Origin of the sequence: Pseudomonas psychrophila, from assembly GCF_001043005.1 — a bacterium.
In the GTDB taxonomy this organism is placed as follows: domain Bacteria; phylum Pseudomonadota; class Gammaproteobacteria; order Pseudomonadales; family Pseudomonadaceae; genus Aquipseudomonas; species Aquipseudomonas psychrophila.
The window spans coordinates 376,500-392,557 of sequence record NZ_JYKZ01000002.1 but is presented as its reverse complement, the minus strand read 5'-3'; the positions used below and the strand labels follow the sequence as shown (position 1 = coordinate 392,557).

Genomic DNA, 16,058 nt, shown 5'->3' with positions numbered 1-16,058 from the left:
TGTTATGCCAGAAACTAACGTTTTAAATGTATATGTTTTTTAATAACTTACGAGGATGATAGCCAAACACAATCATGCAGCCTGCCCGAAGCTTTTGTTTTAATCAGTGCAAAAAGCAGAGTGTTGCGGGAGTTGGTTTTGACGCGTTCAGATTTCGAGTCGAGCCTGTAGCGCCCGACGTCAGGGCATTACGTTCTGGTCTCACACACGGCGGCAACTCACCGGTAACCGCTAAGCCACTGCTGTGTGGTGGGTACATAGGCATGGCAGATCACAAGCCCATCGGGAAGCCGGTTTTCACCATCATTTGAGTTGATTACACTGCTGTAAACCCGATAAATAATTCAGCTGTTCACTCATCAAACCTTGTGGAGGGACCCATGTCGTTGAAAGAAGACATTGTGAACTATGTGGCGAAAGAGTTTGCTGTCGAGCCAGAACATCTATGGGAGAAGTTCCCCCGCTATGCGGTTCTCAGGCACTCGGGCTCTAAAAAATGGTTTGGAATAATAATGAACGTGCCCAAGGAAAAACTGGGTCTGGCCGGCGAGGGTGAAGTTGAAATTTTGGATGTGAAATGCCATCCGGAAAAAACGGGCTCGCTGCGTAAACTTGAGGGTGTTTATCCGGGCTACCATATGAATAAAGAGCACTGGATCAGCGTGCTGTTGGACGGCTCGGTAGCCGCCAGGCAAATTCACGAACTCATTGAAGATAGTTATGCGTTAACCCAGTAGCTGAATTCTGTAGCCGTTACGCACTGCACGAATCAATTCGATAGCAGAGCCCAGAGCGTTTGTGTTTTGGTCAATCGGGTTAATAGGGCGGGTGTTGGCTCGTCGGGAAGGGCAGCCATGCGTTTACTCTGGATGATGAACAATTAAAGCCCGCCTTCGGGAGGATGGGCTGCAGCAGATAGGGGAGACTGAATCGGGCCTACCATAGAGATAGACTTCTGGGGCTGCTGTTGGCCGAATACTGCCTTGCTTGAACGACTGTAATCGAGCCTTTGCAGCCGGTCGCGTACAACCGCGATCGATTAAAAGCATCTGCTCATTAACGGGGCTGCGGGGCGGTAAAGTCCAGACGTCGTGTAGGTCGATGATTCAGCACTTGTAAAGTAACGCTTCAACTACAACGCCAAACGCTGATGAATGTTCACGTCGATTCGGGTAGTAGAGATGGTAACCGGCAAAGGGTTGGCACCAATCTTCCAACACCCGCACAAGGCTACCGCCGGCAAGCTCCTTCGCCACCATGTCCTCAGGCAGGAAACCCAAGCCACATCCTGCCACGGCCGCACGCAGGATCGGAACGCTGCTGTTGAACGTCCATTGCCCTTCGACACGGGCCTTTAATGGGTGACCATCCTTTTCAAAATCCCACTGCATCAGGCTGCCATGGGTAGGGAGGCGCAGATTGATGCAATTTTGCGCCGCCAGATCACCGGGAACCTTCGGTATTGGCCGCTGTTTGAAATACTCGGGTGAGCCCACGACTGCGATGCGCAAGGGTGGCCCGATAGGAACGGCGATCATGTCCTTAGCCACCTGATCTCCCAGCCGTACCCCGGCGTCATAGCGTTGCGCGACGATGTCGGATAGGGCGTAGTCGACGGTAATTTCGACATTGATGTCCGGATAGTCGGGAAGCACCTTTAAAAGCTTGGGCCACAGAATATTGTTGGCGGCATGTTCGGATGCTTGAATCCGCACATTGCCTGCCGGGGTGTCACGAAACTCGCTGACCGCTGCCAGTTCGAGTTCGATCTCATCGAACCGCGGTGCCATCGACTGATACAGCCGCTGACCCGCCTCGGTCGGTGAAACGCTGCGCGTGGTACGCGTCAGCAGGCGCACGCCCAATCGGCTTTCCAGCGCGCGCATGGTGTGGCTCAGCGCCTACTGCGAGACGCCGAGCTGGGCGGCCGCGCGGGTGAAACTGCCTTCGCGGGTGATGACCACGAAGGCTTGCAGGTCGTTAAGATTGGCGCGGGACATTGATGAGAACCTCTCATTAGGGGCGCGGGATTAATCCATCAAAGCAGGTTGCACACGGATGCGCGCCCCGAAAGAGAGTTGATTACAAGGTGCGGGCGTAAAACGCATTCAATTTACCAATCGCGGGATCAACATAACGCGGCACCCAATAGGTTTCGATGTGTGTCGCACCATCGAGGATAAACACTTCTTTGTCGGTGGTGCCGGTGGCTTTGGGGAAGGCATCCTGCGTCATGTACAGGCTGTCGGCTTTGCTGCCGGCGATCATCAACAACGGTTGGTTGATCAGCTCGATATGGTCAGTGGCGTCGAAACGCATCAAGTCGATCAGGCTGCTGGTGGTGTATTTGAAGGTCGAGTTCGGGTGCGCGTGGGTCTTCCAGTAGTACTCATAACCTTGGCGATACAGCTCGAAGGGCAGTTTGGCAATCTGTTCGTCGGTGAGGTTGGCATCGCCCGAATACAGCACCGCGCCGCCGGTAGCTTCTATAGCGCGGGCTGCTGACGCCTGTTGCAGGCGTTGCTGGATGCTGTCCATTTGCGAGTCGTTGTAGCCGTTGCGGCGTACCCGCCCCGAGTTGAACATGCTCACCGTTGCCAGCGATTTGAAGCGTTTGTCGGTTTGCGCTGCAGCCAACGAATAACCACCGCCACCACAGATCCCGAGCAGGCCCAGACGCTTGTTATCGACGCCTGCAAATTGGCTGATGAAGTCGGCCATGCCGTGAATGTCTTCGATGCGATATGCCGGTTTATCGATGCTGCGCGGCTGCCCGCCGCTGCCGCCCTGATAGGCCGCATCGGCAGTGATGGTGATGTAGCCCTGTTCGGCCAGGCGCTGTGCGTAAAGACCGGCGACTTGTTCTTTCACGCCGCCATTAGGGTGTGCAACGACCACGGTCGGGTAGGTCTTCTTCGCATCGTAGTTGGCCGGTGTGTACACGTTAGCAGCGATGTCCAGACCATTAAGCTTGTAGCTGACCGGATGGATGTTGACCTTGCCAGGTTCGTTCTTGCTGATCGCGTCATCATAGGTGAGGGTGAACGGGTTCTTTTTGTAATCGCCGGCCAAGGCTTCGCCCGTCGAGAGGCCGACCAGTGCCGACATGAAAGTGGCTTTGAGAGTGTTTTTCACGTGAAGCTCCTGAGCAGTCAAAAGGGCGGCAGTTGCAAAAGTTTTTGGGTCAGTCGAGCTGTTTTTCTTTGAGAAATTTCGCGACCAGGTCAGCGATCTCCACGTTGTTCAGATCCGACATGAGGAAGTGGGTATTACCGTAAATGCCGATTTCCGGCAGGTGGATCAGCCGCACATCACCGCCGTGACGATTGACCGCGTCACGCCAGAGCCGCGCCATTTTCAGGCGTGCGCGCCAACTGTCTTGAGCGGGCAGGTCGACCGCCTGCTCCGGGATGTTGTCGCCGTAAAGGATCAGAATCGGAATGCGCGTGAGGGCCAAGAATTGCTCCATCGGCACCGCCGCGCCTTGCATCGTATCGAACGCGCTGGGAATGGGCGCCGGCACTTCACCTTGCGCGAACACGAAGCTGCTGCCTGGCTCGAACGCCACGATGGCGTTGACCTTGTGGTTCTTGATCGCCGTCAACCAGCCCGGCCCGCCACCTTGCGAATGGGTGAACAAAATCCCCGGGCCGATTTTGTCGAACAGTGCTGACACGCTATCAGAGACCACGCCCACGTCGAACGGTCCGGTGTTCGGCGTCATCGCCCGGAAAAACTGCCCGCGGGTCTGGGCATCCTTTGCTACTTGCACGCCGTTGAAGTAGTTGGGCCACAGGCCGATGCGAAATTGGTTGAACCACAGCTGTTCGTCAGGCACAGGCTTGATTGTGGTCTCGACCATGCTGCGCCCGGCATCGCCACGCCGTGGCTGATCGATCAGATAGACGCCGTAATGATGTCGCAGAAAGATGTTCTGAAAGCCTTCGCGACCATCTGCGGTGGTTTCCCAGGTCTTGGAAAACTGACCCGCGCCATGCCACATGACGATGGGTAGTTTCCGTGCATCGACCGGGATTTGGTAAAAGGCGTAGGCGTGATCACCGTGGTAGGTCTGGCCGTTGGGCGTCATCGGTTGACGCGGGTTGAAGGTGCCCGGTGCGGTGATCATCGTTCCGCCGGCGGCGAAGCTGCCTTGTTGTTGAATCAGCAGCGGACCTTCGAGATGGTTTGCGCACGCCGCCAAGAGGCTCAACAGCGAGATGCTCAGCAGGTACTTTGCCGGTTTCATATCATTCTCTTGAGGCTGCGAGGGCCTGGGTCAACGCGGTGTAGGCACGTTCAGCCGTCTGTGCATCGCCGTGTTTTTTCAGCAGTTCCGTGACCTCGCTCAACTGTGCAGTGCTCAGACCGACGCGCAGGCTCGCCGCCATGTGCGAGCGCAATTGCGGCTCGACTCCTGGCGTGGCCGCCAGCGCCCCGACGGTCGCCAGTTCGCGGCTTTGCCAGTCGAGGTTGTCGCGCTCGAAGATGTCGCCGAAGAGGTGGGTTTGCAGGAACCGGTTGATTACCGGGGCGAAGTCGAACACCGGGCCTTTAACCGGTGCGCCCGAGATCTTGGTTTGATTTGCGGTGCCGGCGGCCAGCAGCTCATCTCCGAATGGGGTCGCCCGGCTCGGCTCACGCCCCGGTGCATCTTCAATGCCGCTCTGTTTACGCGCCTGCACCACCGTCATCAGCTCGTTCAAGGCGTTGAGACTGCGCGGGAAGCCGACGTAGGCGTAGAGCTGGACCAGAATTTCGCGAGTTTCGCTGATTGTCAGACCGGCATCGAGTCCCTGGTTGAGTGCTGTGTTGAGGTTAGGCATGTCGCTGGTCGCCATGAATGCGGCGATCAGGGGAATCGTTTGTTGTTGGCTCGACAGCGTTGTTGCGCGGGTTGGCGTGCTGGTCATGTTCTGCGATGCCTCGGCTGCTTGAGTGGTAATGCTGAACATCGCCCCGATGCCCAGACAGAGCACCATGATCGCGGGGAGGGCAGTGCTGTTGCGTGGGACAGTGGTCATCGTAGAAGGCTCCATCCATTGCGTGTCACTGAGGTGTTGCTGGATCGTACGGAGGATGGTTGTGGCGATTAACCCCGAAATTGCGCATGGACTCCTGAGCAGAACTCATGAATCGACATTGCCATAACCGCTGCAATTCCAGCGCGACCCCGCTGGTGCGGGGCCTGGAGGTTGGATGACAGTTTGTGACAAAGATGCCGGGCTAACAGCCTCGACACATTCAGTAACTTCATTGGCCGGCGTATTGCGCCTCCGAGACCTGCTCCTCACAGGTGACGGTCTTGCCGTCCTTGGGTTCAGCGATAGCGATGTGGGTCATGCCGTTGCTGGTCGTGGCGCCATGACCGAGGGCGGCGAGCCGTTCGGGGTAACGCGGATTTCGCTGGCGGCCAGGGATTCTGCCGTCATAAGTGACATCGCTACGAGTGGCGCGATCAATCGGTTCATTGGATCAACTCAGTTCAGGCAGTGAAAGCAGCGTCGCATTGGCAGACTCAGAGTCCTGTCATCTTTAGTGCCGATTCCGGCAGGCGTTCACCGTGCACCTGGATCTGCGCCATCTGCTCGTTGATCACGCGCAAATCGTCGCAGGTCAATTGCAGCTGGACGGCGCCCAGGTTCTCTTCCAGCCTATGCTGCTTGGTCGTGCCCGGGATCGGTACAATCCACGGTTTCTGTGCGAGCAACCAGGCCAGCGCCACTTGCGCCGGGGTGGCGTGTTTGCGTTGCGCGACGGCTTTTACCACATCGACCAATGCCTGATTGGCCTTACGCGCCTCAGGGGAAAAACGCGGGACGAAGTTGCGGAAATCACTGGCGTCGAACTGCGTGTGCTCGTCGATCTGACCGGTGAGGAAACCGGCGCCGAGCGGGCTAAACGGTACGAAGCCGATCCCCAGTTCTTCCAGCACTGCCAGAAGCTCCAGCTCCGGGCCGCGCCAGAACAGCGAATATTCGCTCTGCACCGCCGTGACCGTTTGCACCTCGTGCGCCCGGCGAATGGTTTCCACACCCGCTTCAGACAGGCCGAAATGCTTGATCTTGCCCTCGGCGATCAGATCCTTGACGGTGCCGGCGACGTCTTCGATGGGCACCTGGGGATCAACGCGGTGCTGATAAAACAGATCGATGCAATCGGTGCGCAGACGCTTCAACGAGGCCTCGGCCACGACGCGGATATGTTCCGGGCGGCTGTTGGTTCCGCCGCCGCGTGCGCCGGTGATCAGGTCTATATCGAAGCCGAACTTGGTGGCGATGACGACCTGCTCGCGGATCGGCTGCAAGGCCTCGCCCAGTAGTTCTTCATTGGCGAACGGACCATACGCTTCGGCGGTGTCGAACAAGGTGATGCCTTGCTCGTGGGCTGAACGAATGAGCTTGATCATGCTGGCTTTGTCGGCAGCCGGCCCATAGACCGAGGTCATGCTCATGCAGCCAAGGCCCAGTGCGGACACCTCCAGGCCATTGCCCAACGTGCGGATTTTCATGATGTCACTCCGTACAGAATTCGATTAACCCGTGAGGGGGTGATCGCTCAGCCAGCCGTTCACGCGTTCCATGGTCTTGCGCTCCTGCTCACCCTCCATCACAAAACCGTCCATAACCTTAGCCTTCGGTGCGTGCTTGACCAGCACGCTGCGGCTGTTGCCCACGCCATAACCGCCATGGGTGTTGAAGGGGATCAGGGTCTTGTCGGTCAGGTCGTGGGCGCTGAGAAAGGCGCGCACGATCGGTGGGGAGGTTTCACCCCAAATCGGAAAACCGAGATAGATCGTGTCGTAGTCGCTGAGGGTATGAACCTTGTTTTGCAGCTCGGGTTCGAAGCCGCTGTCACGCTCCTGACGCGCCTGCTCTACGGTTTTCAGATAGTCCTCAGGGTAGGCGTGGGTCGGGCGAATCTCGAAGAGATCGGCACCTAGCCCACGCTGGATCAGCCCTGCAACTACACGGGTATTTCCCGAGCGCGAGAAGTAAGCGACCAGAATCCGCGAACCTGTACGCGATATCTCACTGGCGCCTTGCGTGCCGGCGAGCGACAGCAGCGGGGCGCTGGCCAGTGCGGCGATCACCGTGCGCCGCAGCGGATCGTGATCGTTGTTCATCGGCCTACGCGCGCCTTGAGCGCCTCGGGATAGCGATCGCCTTCAATGCGGATCTGCGCCAATGCGGTATCGATCGCTTTGAGTTCGGCGGCGTCAAGCTTGATGTCCGCGCCGCCAAGGTTTTCTTCTAGGCGATGCAACTTGGTCGTCCCGGGAATCGGTACAATCCACGGTGCCTGTGCGAGCAACCAGGCCAGCGCGATCTGCGCGGGTGTGGCCTCTTTCTGCGCGGCGATCTGACGGATCAACACCACCAACCCTTGATTGGCTTGCAGTGCCAACTGGCTGAAGCGCGGCACGATGCTGCGAAAATCGTCGCTACCGTAAGTTGTCTCTGCCGACACGGTGCCGGTGAGAAAACCCTTGCCGAGTGGACTGAACGGCACGAAACCGATCCCTAGCTCCTTGAGCGTCGGCAAGATTTCCTGCTCAGGCTCGCGCCACCACAGCGAGTATTCGCTTTGCAGCGCTGTGACCGGCTGCACCGCGTGCGCACGGCGAATGGTCTGCGAACCGGCCTCAGACAGGCCGAAGTGCTTAACCTTGCCTTCGCCAATCAAGTCCTTCACCACCCCGGCGACGTCCTCGATCGGCACGTCCGGATCGACGCGGTGCTGGTAAAGCAGATCGATGTAATCGGTCTTCAGTCGACGCAACGAACCCTCGACCGCGACCCGGATGTGCTTGGGGCGGCTGTTGAGAATCTGCTGTTTATTGTCGTCGCCGAAGGTGAAGCCGAACTTGGTGGCGATGACCACTTGATCGCGCACTGGTGCCAGGGCTTCGCCTACCACTTGTTCGTTCAGGTAAGGGCCGTAAACCTCGGCGGTATCGAAGAACGTGACGCCTCGGTCAACCGCCAAACGGATCAGCGCAATGGCTTGCTGTGTGTCCGTCGGCGGGCCGTAGCCATGGCTCAAGCCCATGCAACCCAAGCCCAGGGCTGACACTTCGACTGAACTGTTTCCGAGTGTGCGCTTGTGCATTTGGATCTCCCGACAGTTGGCGTTGGGAAAACAGTAAGCGAGCTAACGAGTGGGAACTAGCCGGTTAAACCGGCAAGGGTTCATGAATTTTTTTCATCAGTTCCAGAAAGGGAGGTGGCGACGGTGTCTTTAGGGGCGCCTAGGCGCTCTGAGCAAGGGCTCAGAAACAGGCCCAATGTTCGCGTTCGATGGTAAATGATTGAATGCCCGCTTTGGCCTGAAGCAGCCTTTCATGACTGAACACACAGGCTGCGGGCCAGGTCGCGTGATGGCTGACTACGATGGCTACATATCAACCTGTTACGCTCCTTTCGAGGCGGAGCCCAGTGAAGGTAATGTCGAATCCATCCCTGTTGGACAGTTGATGCATTCAGCGGCAGAGGGTTAAAACTGTCCAAGTGCTCCGGGCAGCGGGTCATGATTCGCCAAGGATGGAGGCTTAGGGTCGATTGGCCCTTCGGGACAGGCTGCCCCTCCAGTTATCATGAGACACTCTCTATTTGCTCAATACAGGAGAAGGCAGAGTGCTGAACATTGGAGTTCTGGGTGTGGGCGAACTGACGGAGAAGATCGTGATTGGCTTACGCCGAAGCGGGTTCTCGGGAAGGGTTTTGCTTTCACCGCGCAACAATGACCGTGCCCGAGAGCTAGGCAGGCTCTGGGCCTGTGAGATTGCGCAGAACAACCAAAGTGTGGTCGATGACTGCGACCTGCTATTTCTGGGCGTCCGACCTGAAGCTGTTGAGCAACTTGCCAATGAGGTACAACTCAAGCCCGAACAGACGCTGGTTTCGCTCGTAGCGGGTATGAGTATCGGCGAATTGGAACACAGCTTTCCCAACGCGCGGCATGTCCGGGCGATGCTGTCCTATGCCGCTCAGATTAACCAATCAACAGTTGTCGTGACCCCAGGCGGCCAGCCTCATGAGAGCCTGCTCGGCGCCCTTGGATCACTGATCGTGATCGACCAAGAGGACGCGTTTGAGCTCGCCACCGTGGCGGCATGCATGAACGGCTGGTTTTATTTCTTCCTGGGCGATCTTCAGGAGTGGTTTACCGGGAAGGGTCTCTCTCATGAACAGGCAGCAGAGTTGGTGATGGGCAATATGCAGGATTGTCTGACCAGTGCACGGCACCAACCTCACGTCAGCATGGAAGTTCTGGGCGGTCGTATTGCTACACCTGGTACGTTCACTTCCGCCGGGTTAGAGAAGCTTCGAAAGAATGGCGCAATGCTGGCTTGGAGAGACGCATGTGATGAGGTGTTCGCGCGTATGAGAAAGGACGTTTAGCATCGGCGTTTGCAATGTCTGCTTTTGGCCGGGAACTTGCCCTTCGTGTCAGGCTGCTCACGGCCAGAAGTAGTCATGCGCACACCTGGTCAAAGTGAAACAAGATTCGTGCGTGTACTCCGCGAAAAAAGAAGGCAACATTCACTTCCCCCATTTTTACCCAACTCTTGAGCAATGGAGCTTCGCGTCAATATGGAAATTCAAGAGATCAGACAACGCTTGGCCAGGCCGGCCACAAAATTCGTCGCTGGCGGATTTCGACCTACCAAAGAGACTGAGGAAAGCTGGATTGGAAAAGTAATCCTTTTCCGGCCTGATGAAGTCATACCAAGAAACAAAGCCGGAGATGAGCTTCATCCGTATGCACAGTTTCACCTACCAAGCCTGCCCTTTATCAGCCCGATTCTTAAAGGGGTTCGTACACTTACACTGTTCGTTTCTGATCCCTTTCCAGAGCAGTTCGAGCCGATGGGTAACAACTGGCTTATCAGAGAGTATGGAGCTGACGATGTGCTTATCCGCAAGGAACTGTCGGTAGCCGGCTCGTACATCAAGCACTTCCCCTTGAAGGCTGAATTGGTGGCAGAGGACTTTCCTCTATGGGATGGAGGCGGAATGCCGGAGGACATTGAAGCCGAAATACTCAGGCTTGAGCGGACAGGTGAGATACAGAGCTATTACGATCTTATAACTCACGCATACGAACACAAGATCGGTGGATACCCCTCATTCTGTCAGTCTGGCGTTGACCCCGGTGATGATTTTGAATTCGTGTTCCAGATATCGTCTGACCCAAAAATAAACTTGAATGTGGTGGACGGCGGCAGCCTGATGTTCTGGAAAAATAACACCACTGGCACATGGGCTATTTACTATGATTTCTACTAATCGTCATGATTAAGCGCCCAAGATTAATTGAGATCCATCCACTTCGTAGTCGGCTCACACGCCGACCTCTACAGCAGATCTCCAGGAGGTCTGCTCTACCCCCAAATGCGACCGTACCCTTCGCTTCATATTCTCCGACTTAGGCAATGGGGCGATTACTAACTTTCGATAGGTACTGTTAACGATGCTTGGCCGAACCTCATGCAGTTTTTTCATGAGCTTGGTAAGGTATACGCGCGAAGAGCGGGCAGGAACAATTGGTAAAGCTTTGCGCGTCACTTACCCCGTCAGTGGGGGAACTAGTTATGGCAGGGATTTTTGCCTATCGGTGTAGATGTTGCGGCGACATTCATGAAGGTTCTCCATCGTTTGGCTTTAACGCCCCAGATGCCTATTCGTGTCTCACTGATGAGCAGAAGGACCTGCACGGATGGATCAATGATGACTTATGCAAAGTAACCATTGAAGAACACACAGATTTTTTCATTCGCGTGATCCTTGAAGTCCCCATTCACGGTGTGAGTGAGCCATTTCTTTGGGGTGTGTGGGTGTCTGCTTCGCAAAAAAGCTATGAGCGCTATGTTGAGACCTTCGACGCGCCAGTAAAGGGTGATGGTTTCTTCGGATGTGTCTCTAACGCTATTCCTTGGTATCCCGAGGCCAGACATCTAGCCACCAATGTTTACCTGCAAACGGACGGAGGTCGCCCCCTACTGCGGTTACACTCAGGCGGTACTGATGATCATCCTCTGATCCATGATCAAGAGAATGGGATAACCATGACAAAGGCTCAAGAGATCGCTGAGTTTGTTCTGCACAACGCAACCTAGGCCGCGCTCAACTTATGTATCTGAAGCGGGCGCCCGCTTCTGGCCGGAAGCAGCCCTTCGTGACAGGCTGCTATCGGCCATAAGCAGTCATGCGATCATTGGTCGTTGCAGTCCTTTGCTGCGCCACCCTTAAATCTGCCGCTGGAGCCTTTTTTTTTCATGGCCATGTCATGGCCAAACGTTCAGCCAATTCGCGCATTGAAGTCAGCATTGATTGCTTTTGGCCCGGTAACGTAGATGGAAATGATTTCCCTTAAGCCTACATAGCGTAATCTAAGGTTTGGCTGCAAGAATTAGCGAATGAGTATTTGCATCTAAGCACAAAGCTGGATAACCGTTTATGTTTAGACAGCGGACAAGATCTGAGTTGATCGCCAGCATGAAACAGTCGTCCACGTCGCTAAATGAGAAGCGTCCAGCAAAATACTTGTAAGCTCCAATACCGTTCTTGCGATCGAACTCGTCCAGCCTACGTTCTTTCCAAGGTGCCTCTAGCACAGTTACTGGCCAATGTTGTTTGTAGAAGCCGGCTCGCAACACCAACTCGTCACCGTCAAAAGTTGCTAGGTTGCACCTCAGTTGCCAGCCTATGATCGCCACCAACGCCGCAAACATGGTCAGGGCGATACATTCGGCTAAGGAAAATTGTTGGCGACTTCCGACTGACCAGCCCAGTACGAGGAAAAATAAAAACAACAACACAAAACCGATCATGTTAATTGCTAAGACTTTGCGGTGAACTGGAATCAGGATTGAAACCATCGTGCGTACTCCTTCCATGGATTTAGGCTCCTAGCCAAGCAGGGCGCAGAAAAGCTATCTCCAATGCCTGCTATGGGTCTATAGCTGCCACTCGTAAACGTCAGCTTTCTACCCGTCGTAGCTAACACTTGCTATTTATTAAGGCTTTTGAGTGATCAGATCAAAACGGTGCCAGTTGAGTGGGCCTGAGGGTGTTTGAATCATTATTTGCGTCTCGCGAAGAAGATTTACTTCCATCTCCTCGCACATCCGACGGATGTCCAGCTCGGAGTGGAAGGTCAAATGAGTAAAAGTCGACCAGCCATGCTGGGGACCAAAAAAATGCCCGACAAAAACTCCCCCTGGTTCCAGCGCATGCAGAACCTGATTCCAGAGTTGCTTAAAACTTTTCGGTCGACAAAAAGGCAAGGCCAATCCGGCATGGATCAGGTTTGATCTAGGTAGTGCAGGCAAACATTCAAAGTCCGAGAGGCAGGTAGTCAGCATTCCTGCATGACCCCCTGAGCAGTTTGCTATCGTACGAGTAATTGCCTCTGGTTCATTATCGACAGCCAAGACGTCCCAGCCCGACTGCATAAGCTGCTGCGCTTCCTTTCCTGCGCCGCACCCCAAATCTACTGCCTGGCGAGCAACTGACAAATTACCAGCAAGGTTTATCGCTCGGGCTAGCAGAAGGGATGGGCCTTGACGCTCGGTCTCATCATAAAAAGCGTCCCAGCTAGTCATGGATAAAACATCATCATTTCTTGAAATTGTTGCCAATCAGTTTTCATTCGAACTCCTTTTCATTGTTTTATTGCAGCAGGATACGTTAAGCGTTTTTCTGTGGACAGGTGAAAGGCCGCTATCGACCCAAAGCCGCCATTGATGAATGGCCGAAGTCGGCCAAAAGCAGACGCTGGATCTATGGAACCAGATCATCCCAATTACACTATTAATTAGCTAACCAGTCCGTTGGTGGGTAATTGCGTGGACTTGACCACCCATTTGCATTCGACTTGACCAATCGCTTGCATCGGACTTGACCAGCGCACATACGCTCTATGACTGGCTGAACTCGATCCAAAGCAAACGGTGGCGAAAGGCATAAGTCAGCCAAAAGCGGCCCTGAGGGCTATGGATCCAGATCACCTAGTGGCACTGGCGCTTAGCTGACCAGTCCGGTGGAGAAATTCTCTACGGCGAAGTCCACAAATGCACGTACCTTGGGTGCCATTTGCCTGCTGCTCGGCCAAACGACGTGAAAGGTACTACCTCCTACCAGGCTACTGCTGAGTACCTTTTCTAAACGCCCATCAGCCAAGCTATCTTTGACAGCGAAATCAGGTACGCACGCGATCCCCCGCCCAGCCTGCGCAAGGTAGATCAGAGCCTCTACGTTGCTACAGACCATAGTGGTCGGGAGAGACTCGCCTGCTTGAATGGCCTGTTGTTTCTTGAAGGGCCACTGATAGAGCTTGCCTGAATTCTGCCACCGGTAATGCAAGCAGCAATGATCTAAGAGATCGGCGGGTTTGGTGGGAATCCCTCGGTTTTGAAGGTAAGCAGGGGACGCTACAAGGCATGACCGGTAAGGCCCAAGTGGTCGGGACATTAGTCTCGAATCTTGGAGTTCGCTTCCACGGATAACAACATCGAATCCTTCGTCGATCACATCCACCATGCGGTCAGTGAAGTCCAGATCCAACTGTATCTCCGGATAGCGCTCCATGAATGCGGAGATAACCGGCAAAGGCAATCCTGCAGCCAAGGCCAAGCCAACTCGCAAACGCCCGCGAGGGGAGGTTGTCATCGCCGAAAGATCATCTTCTGCGGCTTGGATCTCGCCGAGGATGCGCCTGCACCTTTCCAGAAACACTTCACCCTCAGACGTCAGTCTGACCGTCCGGGTACTCCGTTGGAAAAGCCTGACTCCAACACGCTCTTCAAGCCTAGAGATGCTCTTACTGACGGCAGACGCCGATATCCCGATTTTCCGGCCCGTCGCAACAAAGCTCTGGCTTTGCGCGGTCTCGACGAAAATCTCCAGGCCACTCAACGTCTCCAAAACCACCTCCAGATTAGTGACTGTTTTGTCATCAGTGTTATGTACGTTACCTGCCTTAATCTAGGCCAGTCAACGGCATACCATAGTCAACACAACGAGGCAGTTGCTCTCTTTCAAAGAGCACCCATTTCTAGCGATGTCGCAGTTGTGGCTAACCACAACGTCATCTCGGGCTTGGCCGTCTCTCCCCGCAGTTACTCGCTGGAGTAACGCAATGGAGATCATATGAATCCTTCAAAGTCTGCCGAAAAAGTATGGTTCATCACCGGGGCATCCCGTGGTTTTGGGCGTATCTGGGCCTCTGCCGCGCTGGAGCGTGGAGATAAAGTTGCTGTTAGCGCACGCGACGTGTCGTCCCTTCAACCACTGGTAGAAAAGTACGGGGATGCGGTACTGACTCTGCACCTTGATGTTACAGACCGCGAGGGTGTGTCCCAGGCCGTGACAACGGTCAGCGAACACTTCGGTCGCGTGGACATTGTGCTGAGCAATGCTGGCTACGGGCATCAGGGAGCGGTAGAGGAGATATCCGAAGCAGAGGCCAGGGCGCAGATGGATACCAACTTTTTTGGAACAATGTGGCTGGCCCAGGCGTCAATGCCGATCTTTCGTGCTCAGGGCTTTGGCCATTTGCTCGCGGTGTCGAGCGTTTTGGGCGTGTTCTCAGCCCCCACCTTTGGGGTCTACAGCGCATCCAAGTTCGCGGTGGAAGGGCTGTTTGAAGCACTGTCCCAGGAAGCCAGTTTCTTTGGTGTCAGCGTTACGCTTATCGAACCAGCGGGCTATGCAACAGACTTTAACAACCCTTCCTCTGCCAAGTATTCAGAAGCTATCGCAGCCTATCAGCCTGTACGTGATGCCCTGAGCCAAGCATTCGAGGGCTATGCCTTTGGCGATCCAGAAGCAACCGCGAGAGCGATTCTGAAGGTCGTGGATAGCCCCAAGCCACCGCTTCGAATCGCATTAGGCGCGGCAGCCATTGACGAGATAAAGGGTGCCTATCAAAGCCGGCTCGCCACTTGGAACGACTGGCGTGAAGTTTCGGTGGCAGCCCAAGGCTAGTAAGGAAAGTTTCAAAGCATGGCGGAAGAATCATTTAGCCGCCGTTGCTTGAGGCTATTACCGACGTACTTCATCCCGATTGGTGGTGGCTTTTTTACATTTATCCGTTTGTTCACGTCGCCTCAACAGGTGGCTTTTCTTGAAAACCGGCGATCTAGCACAAGGTCGCAACAGCCGAGAGCGCATATGAACACTGCTAACCGCTTGACCATAATTGCTGAATCCCAAGCCTACTGGCGCGTCATCTTCAACAATCCACCGCTCAACCTGTTTGATCCGACGATGTTTGCTGAACTGAACGTCCTGATGGACAACATCGAGAAGGACGAGCACCTCAAAGTCGTTGTGTTCGAGAGCGGAGACCCAGATTTCTTCATGAATCACCACGATGTCGAAAATCGGCTGACCGTTCCCAATCAACCAGGCGCAATGCCATTCTTTGGTAACTGGCCGAAGTGGGTCACCCGCCTTGCGCAGTCTTCCGTGATTAGCATTGCAAAGGTACGTGGCCGAGCTCGTGCGCAGGGCTTTGAGTTTGCATTGGCCTGCGACATGCGTTTCGCATCCAAGGAGCACGCAAAGTTCGCATTGATCGAGGTTGGCGGTTCGTCAATCCCCGGTGGTGGCGGTGTCGAATGGCTCTCCGCACTGGTCGGACGCTCACGTACATTGGAAATCGTTTGCAGTGCTGACGATTTCGACGCTGACATTGGTGAGCGATATGGCTTCGTGAACAGGGCTCTCCCAGACGCGGAACTTGATGCTTTCGTCGATGCGCTCGCACACCGTATGGGAGGCTTCGAGAAACGCGCTCTGGAGACCGGCAAGAGAATGGTAAACGCTCGTGCAGGCGTTCCCTCTGAAGGCGATCTGTGGATGTCGAACCATATCCTTCAGGGTGTAGATCTGTGGCCTGAAGCTCAGAATGCATTCACAAAAATGCTCGACGCCGGGCTGGGTAAAGTCGGTGAGTTTGAGCTGAACTTTGCCGAACGACTTGGCGATTTGCCTGCTGCTTAATTGCTCTGGTAACTGACCCGTCACCCGTTGTGAGCCGCAGTCGAA

15 protein-coding genes and 2 pseudogenes are annotated in these 16,058 nt (G+C 55.0%); 6 read left to right on the top strand and 11 right to left on the bottom strand.

All coding sequences use genetic code 11. The annotated features are described in order from the left end of the window. The first annotated feature begins 380 nt into the window (after nt 1–380). Nucleotides 381–737 carry an MmcQ/YjbR family DNA-binding protein gene (locus tag TU76_RS07935; RefSeq protein WP_019825695.1) on the top strand — a complete coding sequence of 119 codons (357 nt, stop codon included), beginning with the start codon at nt 381–383 and terminating at the stop codon, nt 735–737. Nucleotides 738–1,106: 369 nt separating this feature from the next. On the opposite strand, the pseudogene TU76_RS07930 reads toward TU76_RS07935, so the two are convergent. The 8 genes and pseudogenes from TU76_RS07930 to TU76_RS07895 form a co-directional block, all read right to left on the bottom strand. Then, nucleotides 1,107–2,000: pseudogene (locus TU76_RS07930) on the bottom strand (LysR family transcriptional regulator). 82 nt (nt 2,001–2,082) lie between these two features. Beyond that, nucleotides 2,083–3,135, bottom strand: a complete 1,053-nt coding sequence (locus TU76_RS07925; RefSeq protein ID WP_048351404.1) for an alpha/beta hydrolase — start codon at nt 3,133–3,135, stop codon at nt 2,083–2,085. Nucleotides 3,136–3,184: 49 nt separating this feature from the next. After that, the gene (locus tag TU76_RS07920; RefSeq protein WP_173667426.1) at nt 3,185–4,129 is read right to left on the bottom strand and encodes an alpha/beta hydrolase; all 945 of its coding nucleotides are present in this window, start codon (nt 4,127–4,129) and stop codon (nt 3,185–3,187) included. 121 nt (nt 4,130–4,250) lie between these two features. Continuing rightward, on the bottom strand, nt 4,251–5,024 hold the full coding sequence (locus TU76_RS07915) for a carboxymuconolactone decarboxylase family protein (protein WP_048351403.1): 774 nt from the start codon (nt 5,022–5,024) through the stop codon (nt 4,251–4,253). 229 nt (nt 5,025–5,253) lie between these two features. Beyond that, nucleotides 5,254–5,471: pseudogene (locus TU76_RS24650) on the bottom strand (hypothetical protein). 47 nt (nt 5,472–5,518) lie between these two features. Then, nucleotides 5,519–6,511 carry an aldo/keto reductase gene (locus tag TU76_RS07905; protein WP_048351401.1) on the bottom strand — a complete coding sequence of 331 codons (993 nt, stop codon included), beginning with the start codon at nt 6,509–6,511 and terminating at the stop codon, nt 5,519–5,521. 24 nt (nt 6,512–6,535) lie between these two features. After that, nucleotides 6,536–7,126, bottom strand: a complete 591-nt coding sequence (locus tag TU76_RS07900) for a flavodoxin (protein ID WP_046810132.1) — start codon at nt 7,124–7,126, stop codon at nt 6,536–6,538. Beyond that, nucleotides 7,123–8,112 carry an aldo/keto reductase gene (locus TU76_RS07895; RefSeq protein WP_048351400.1) on the bottom strand — a complete coding sequence of 330 codons (990 nt, stop codon included), beginning with the start codon at nt 8,110–8,112 and terminating at the stop codon, nt 7,123–7,125. Before TU76_RS07895 ends, TU76_RS07900 begins: the two co-directional genes overlap by 4 nt. A 524-nt stretch (nt 8,113–8,636) precedes the next feature. Between TU76_RS07895 and TU76_RS07890 the strand changes: the two genes are divergently transcribed. From TU76_RS07890 to TU76_RS07880, 3 genes are all read left to right on the top strand, one after another. Next, nucleotides 8,637–9,404, top strand: a complete 768-nt coding sequence (locus tag TU76_RS07890) for an NAD(P)-binding domain-containing protein (protein WP_048351399.1) — start codon at nt 8,637–8,639, stop codon at nt 9,402–9,404. Nucleotides 9,405–9,596: 192 nt separating this feature from the next. Next, nucleotides 9,597–10,292, top strand: coding sequence for a DUF1963 domain-containing protein (locus TU76_RS07885; RefSeq protein ID WP_019822621.1), 696 nt, complete (start codon nt 9,597–9,599; stop codon nt 10,290–10,292). Between the two features lie 305 nt (nt 10,293–10,597). Further along, nucleotides 10,598–11,122, top strand: coding sequence for a DUF2199 domain-containing protein (locus tag TU76_RS07880; protein ID WP_048351398.1), 525 nt, complete (start codon nt 10,598–10,600; stop codon nt 11,120–11,122). A gap of 273 nt (nt 11,123–11,395) precedes the next feature. On the opposite strand, the gene TU76_RS07875 is transcribed toward TU76_RS07880, so the two are convergent. The 3 genes from TU76_RS07875 to TU76_RS07865 form a co-directional block, all read right to left on the bottom strand. Next, a complete protein-coding gene (locus tag TU76_RS07875; RefSeq protein WP_151121069.1) occupies nt 11,396–11,902 on the bottom strand; it encodes a hypothetical protein in 507 nt (168 codons plus the stop codon). 120 nt (nt 11,903–12,022) lie between these two features. Continuing rightward, nucleotides 12,023–12,646, bottom strand: a complete 624-nt coding sequence (locus TU76_RS07870) for a class I SAM-dependent methyltransferase (RefSeq protein WP_330085964.1) — start codon at nt 12,644–12,646, stop codon at nt 12,023–12,025. Between the two features lie 385 nt (nt 12,647–13,031). After that, nucleotides 13,032–13,931 (bottom strand): LysR family transcriptional regulator, encoded by a 900-nt coding sequence (locus TU76_RS07865; RefSeq protein ID WP_048351395.1) that lies wholly within the window; start codon nt 13,929–13,931, stop codon nt 13,032–13,034. Nucleotides 13,932–14,156: 225 nt separating this feature from the next. Here TU76_RS07865 and TU76_RS07860 point away from each other — a divergent pair, with 225 nt between their 5' ends. Together TU76_RS07860 and TU76_RS07855 are read left to right on the top strand one after the other, a co-directional pair. Beyond that, the gene (locus tag TU76_RS07860; protein ID WP_048351394.1) at nt 14,157–14,993 is read left to right on the top strand and encodes an SDR family NAD(P)-dependent oxidoreductase; all 837 of its coding nucleotides are present in this window, start codon (nt 14,157–14,159) and stop codon (nt 14,991–14,993) included. 18 nt (nt 14,994–15,011) lie between these two features. Next, entirely contained in the window at nt 15,012–16,013 is a 1,002-nt protein-coding gene (locus TU76_RS07855; protein ID WP_231984101.1) for an enoyl-CoA hydratase/isomerase family protein, read from the top strand. Nucleotides 16,014–16,058 lie beyond the last annotated feature (45 nt).

Coding starts and splice junctions, on each gene's coding strand:
- TU76_RS07935 (WP_019825695.1), top strand. CDS start 381: ATGTCGTTGAAAGAAGACATTGTGAACTATGTGGCGAAAGAGTTTGCT.
- TU76_RS07920 (WP_173667426.1), bottom strand. CDS start 4,129: ATGATCACCGCACCGGGCACCTTCAACCCGCGTCAACCGATGACGCCC.
- TU76_RS07915 (WP_048351403.1), bottom strand. CDS start 5,024: ATGACCACTGTCCCACGCAACAGCACTGCCCTCCCCGCGATCATGGTG.
- TU76_RS07905 (WP_048351401.1), bottom strand. CDS start 6,511: ATGAAAATCCGCACGTTGGGCAATGGCCTGGAGGTGTCCGCACTGGGC.
- TU76_RS07900 (WP_046810132.1), bottom strand. CDS start 7,126: ATGAACAACGATCACGATCCGCTGCGGCGCACGGTGATCGCCGCACTG.
- TU76_RS07895 (WP_048351400.1), bottom strand. CDS start 8,112: ATGCACAAGCGCACACTCGGAAACAGTTCAGTCGAAGTGTCAGCCCTG.
- TU76_RS07885 (WP_019822621.1), top strand. CDS start 9,597: ATGGAAATTCAAGAGATCAGACAACGCTTGGCCAGGCCGGCCACAAAA.
- TU76_RS07880 (WP_048351398.1), top strand. CDS start 10,598: ATGGCAGGGATTTTTGCCTATCGGTGTAGATGTTGCGGCGACATTCAT.
- TU76_RS07875 (WP_151121069.1), bottom strand. CDS start 11,902: ATGGAAGGAGTACGCACGATGGTTTCAATCCTGATTCCAGTTCACCGC.
- TU76_RS07860 (WP_048351394.1), top strand. CDS start 14,157: ATGAATCCTTCAAAGTCTGCCGAAAAAGTATGGTTCATCACCGGGGCA.
- TU76_RS07855 (WP_231984101.1), top strand. CDS start 15,012: ATGGCGGAAGAATCATTTAGCCGCCGTTGCTTGAGGCTATTACCGACG.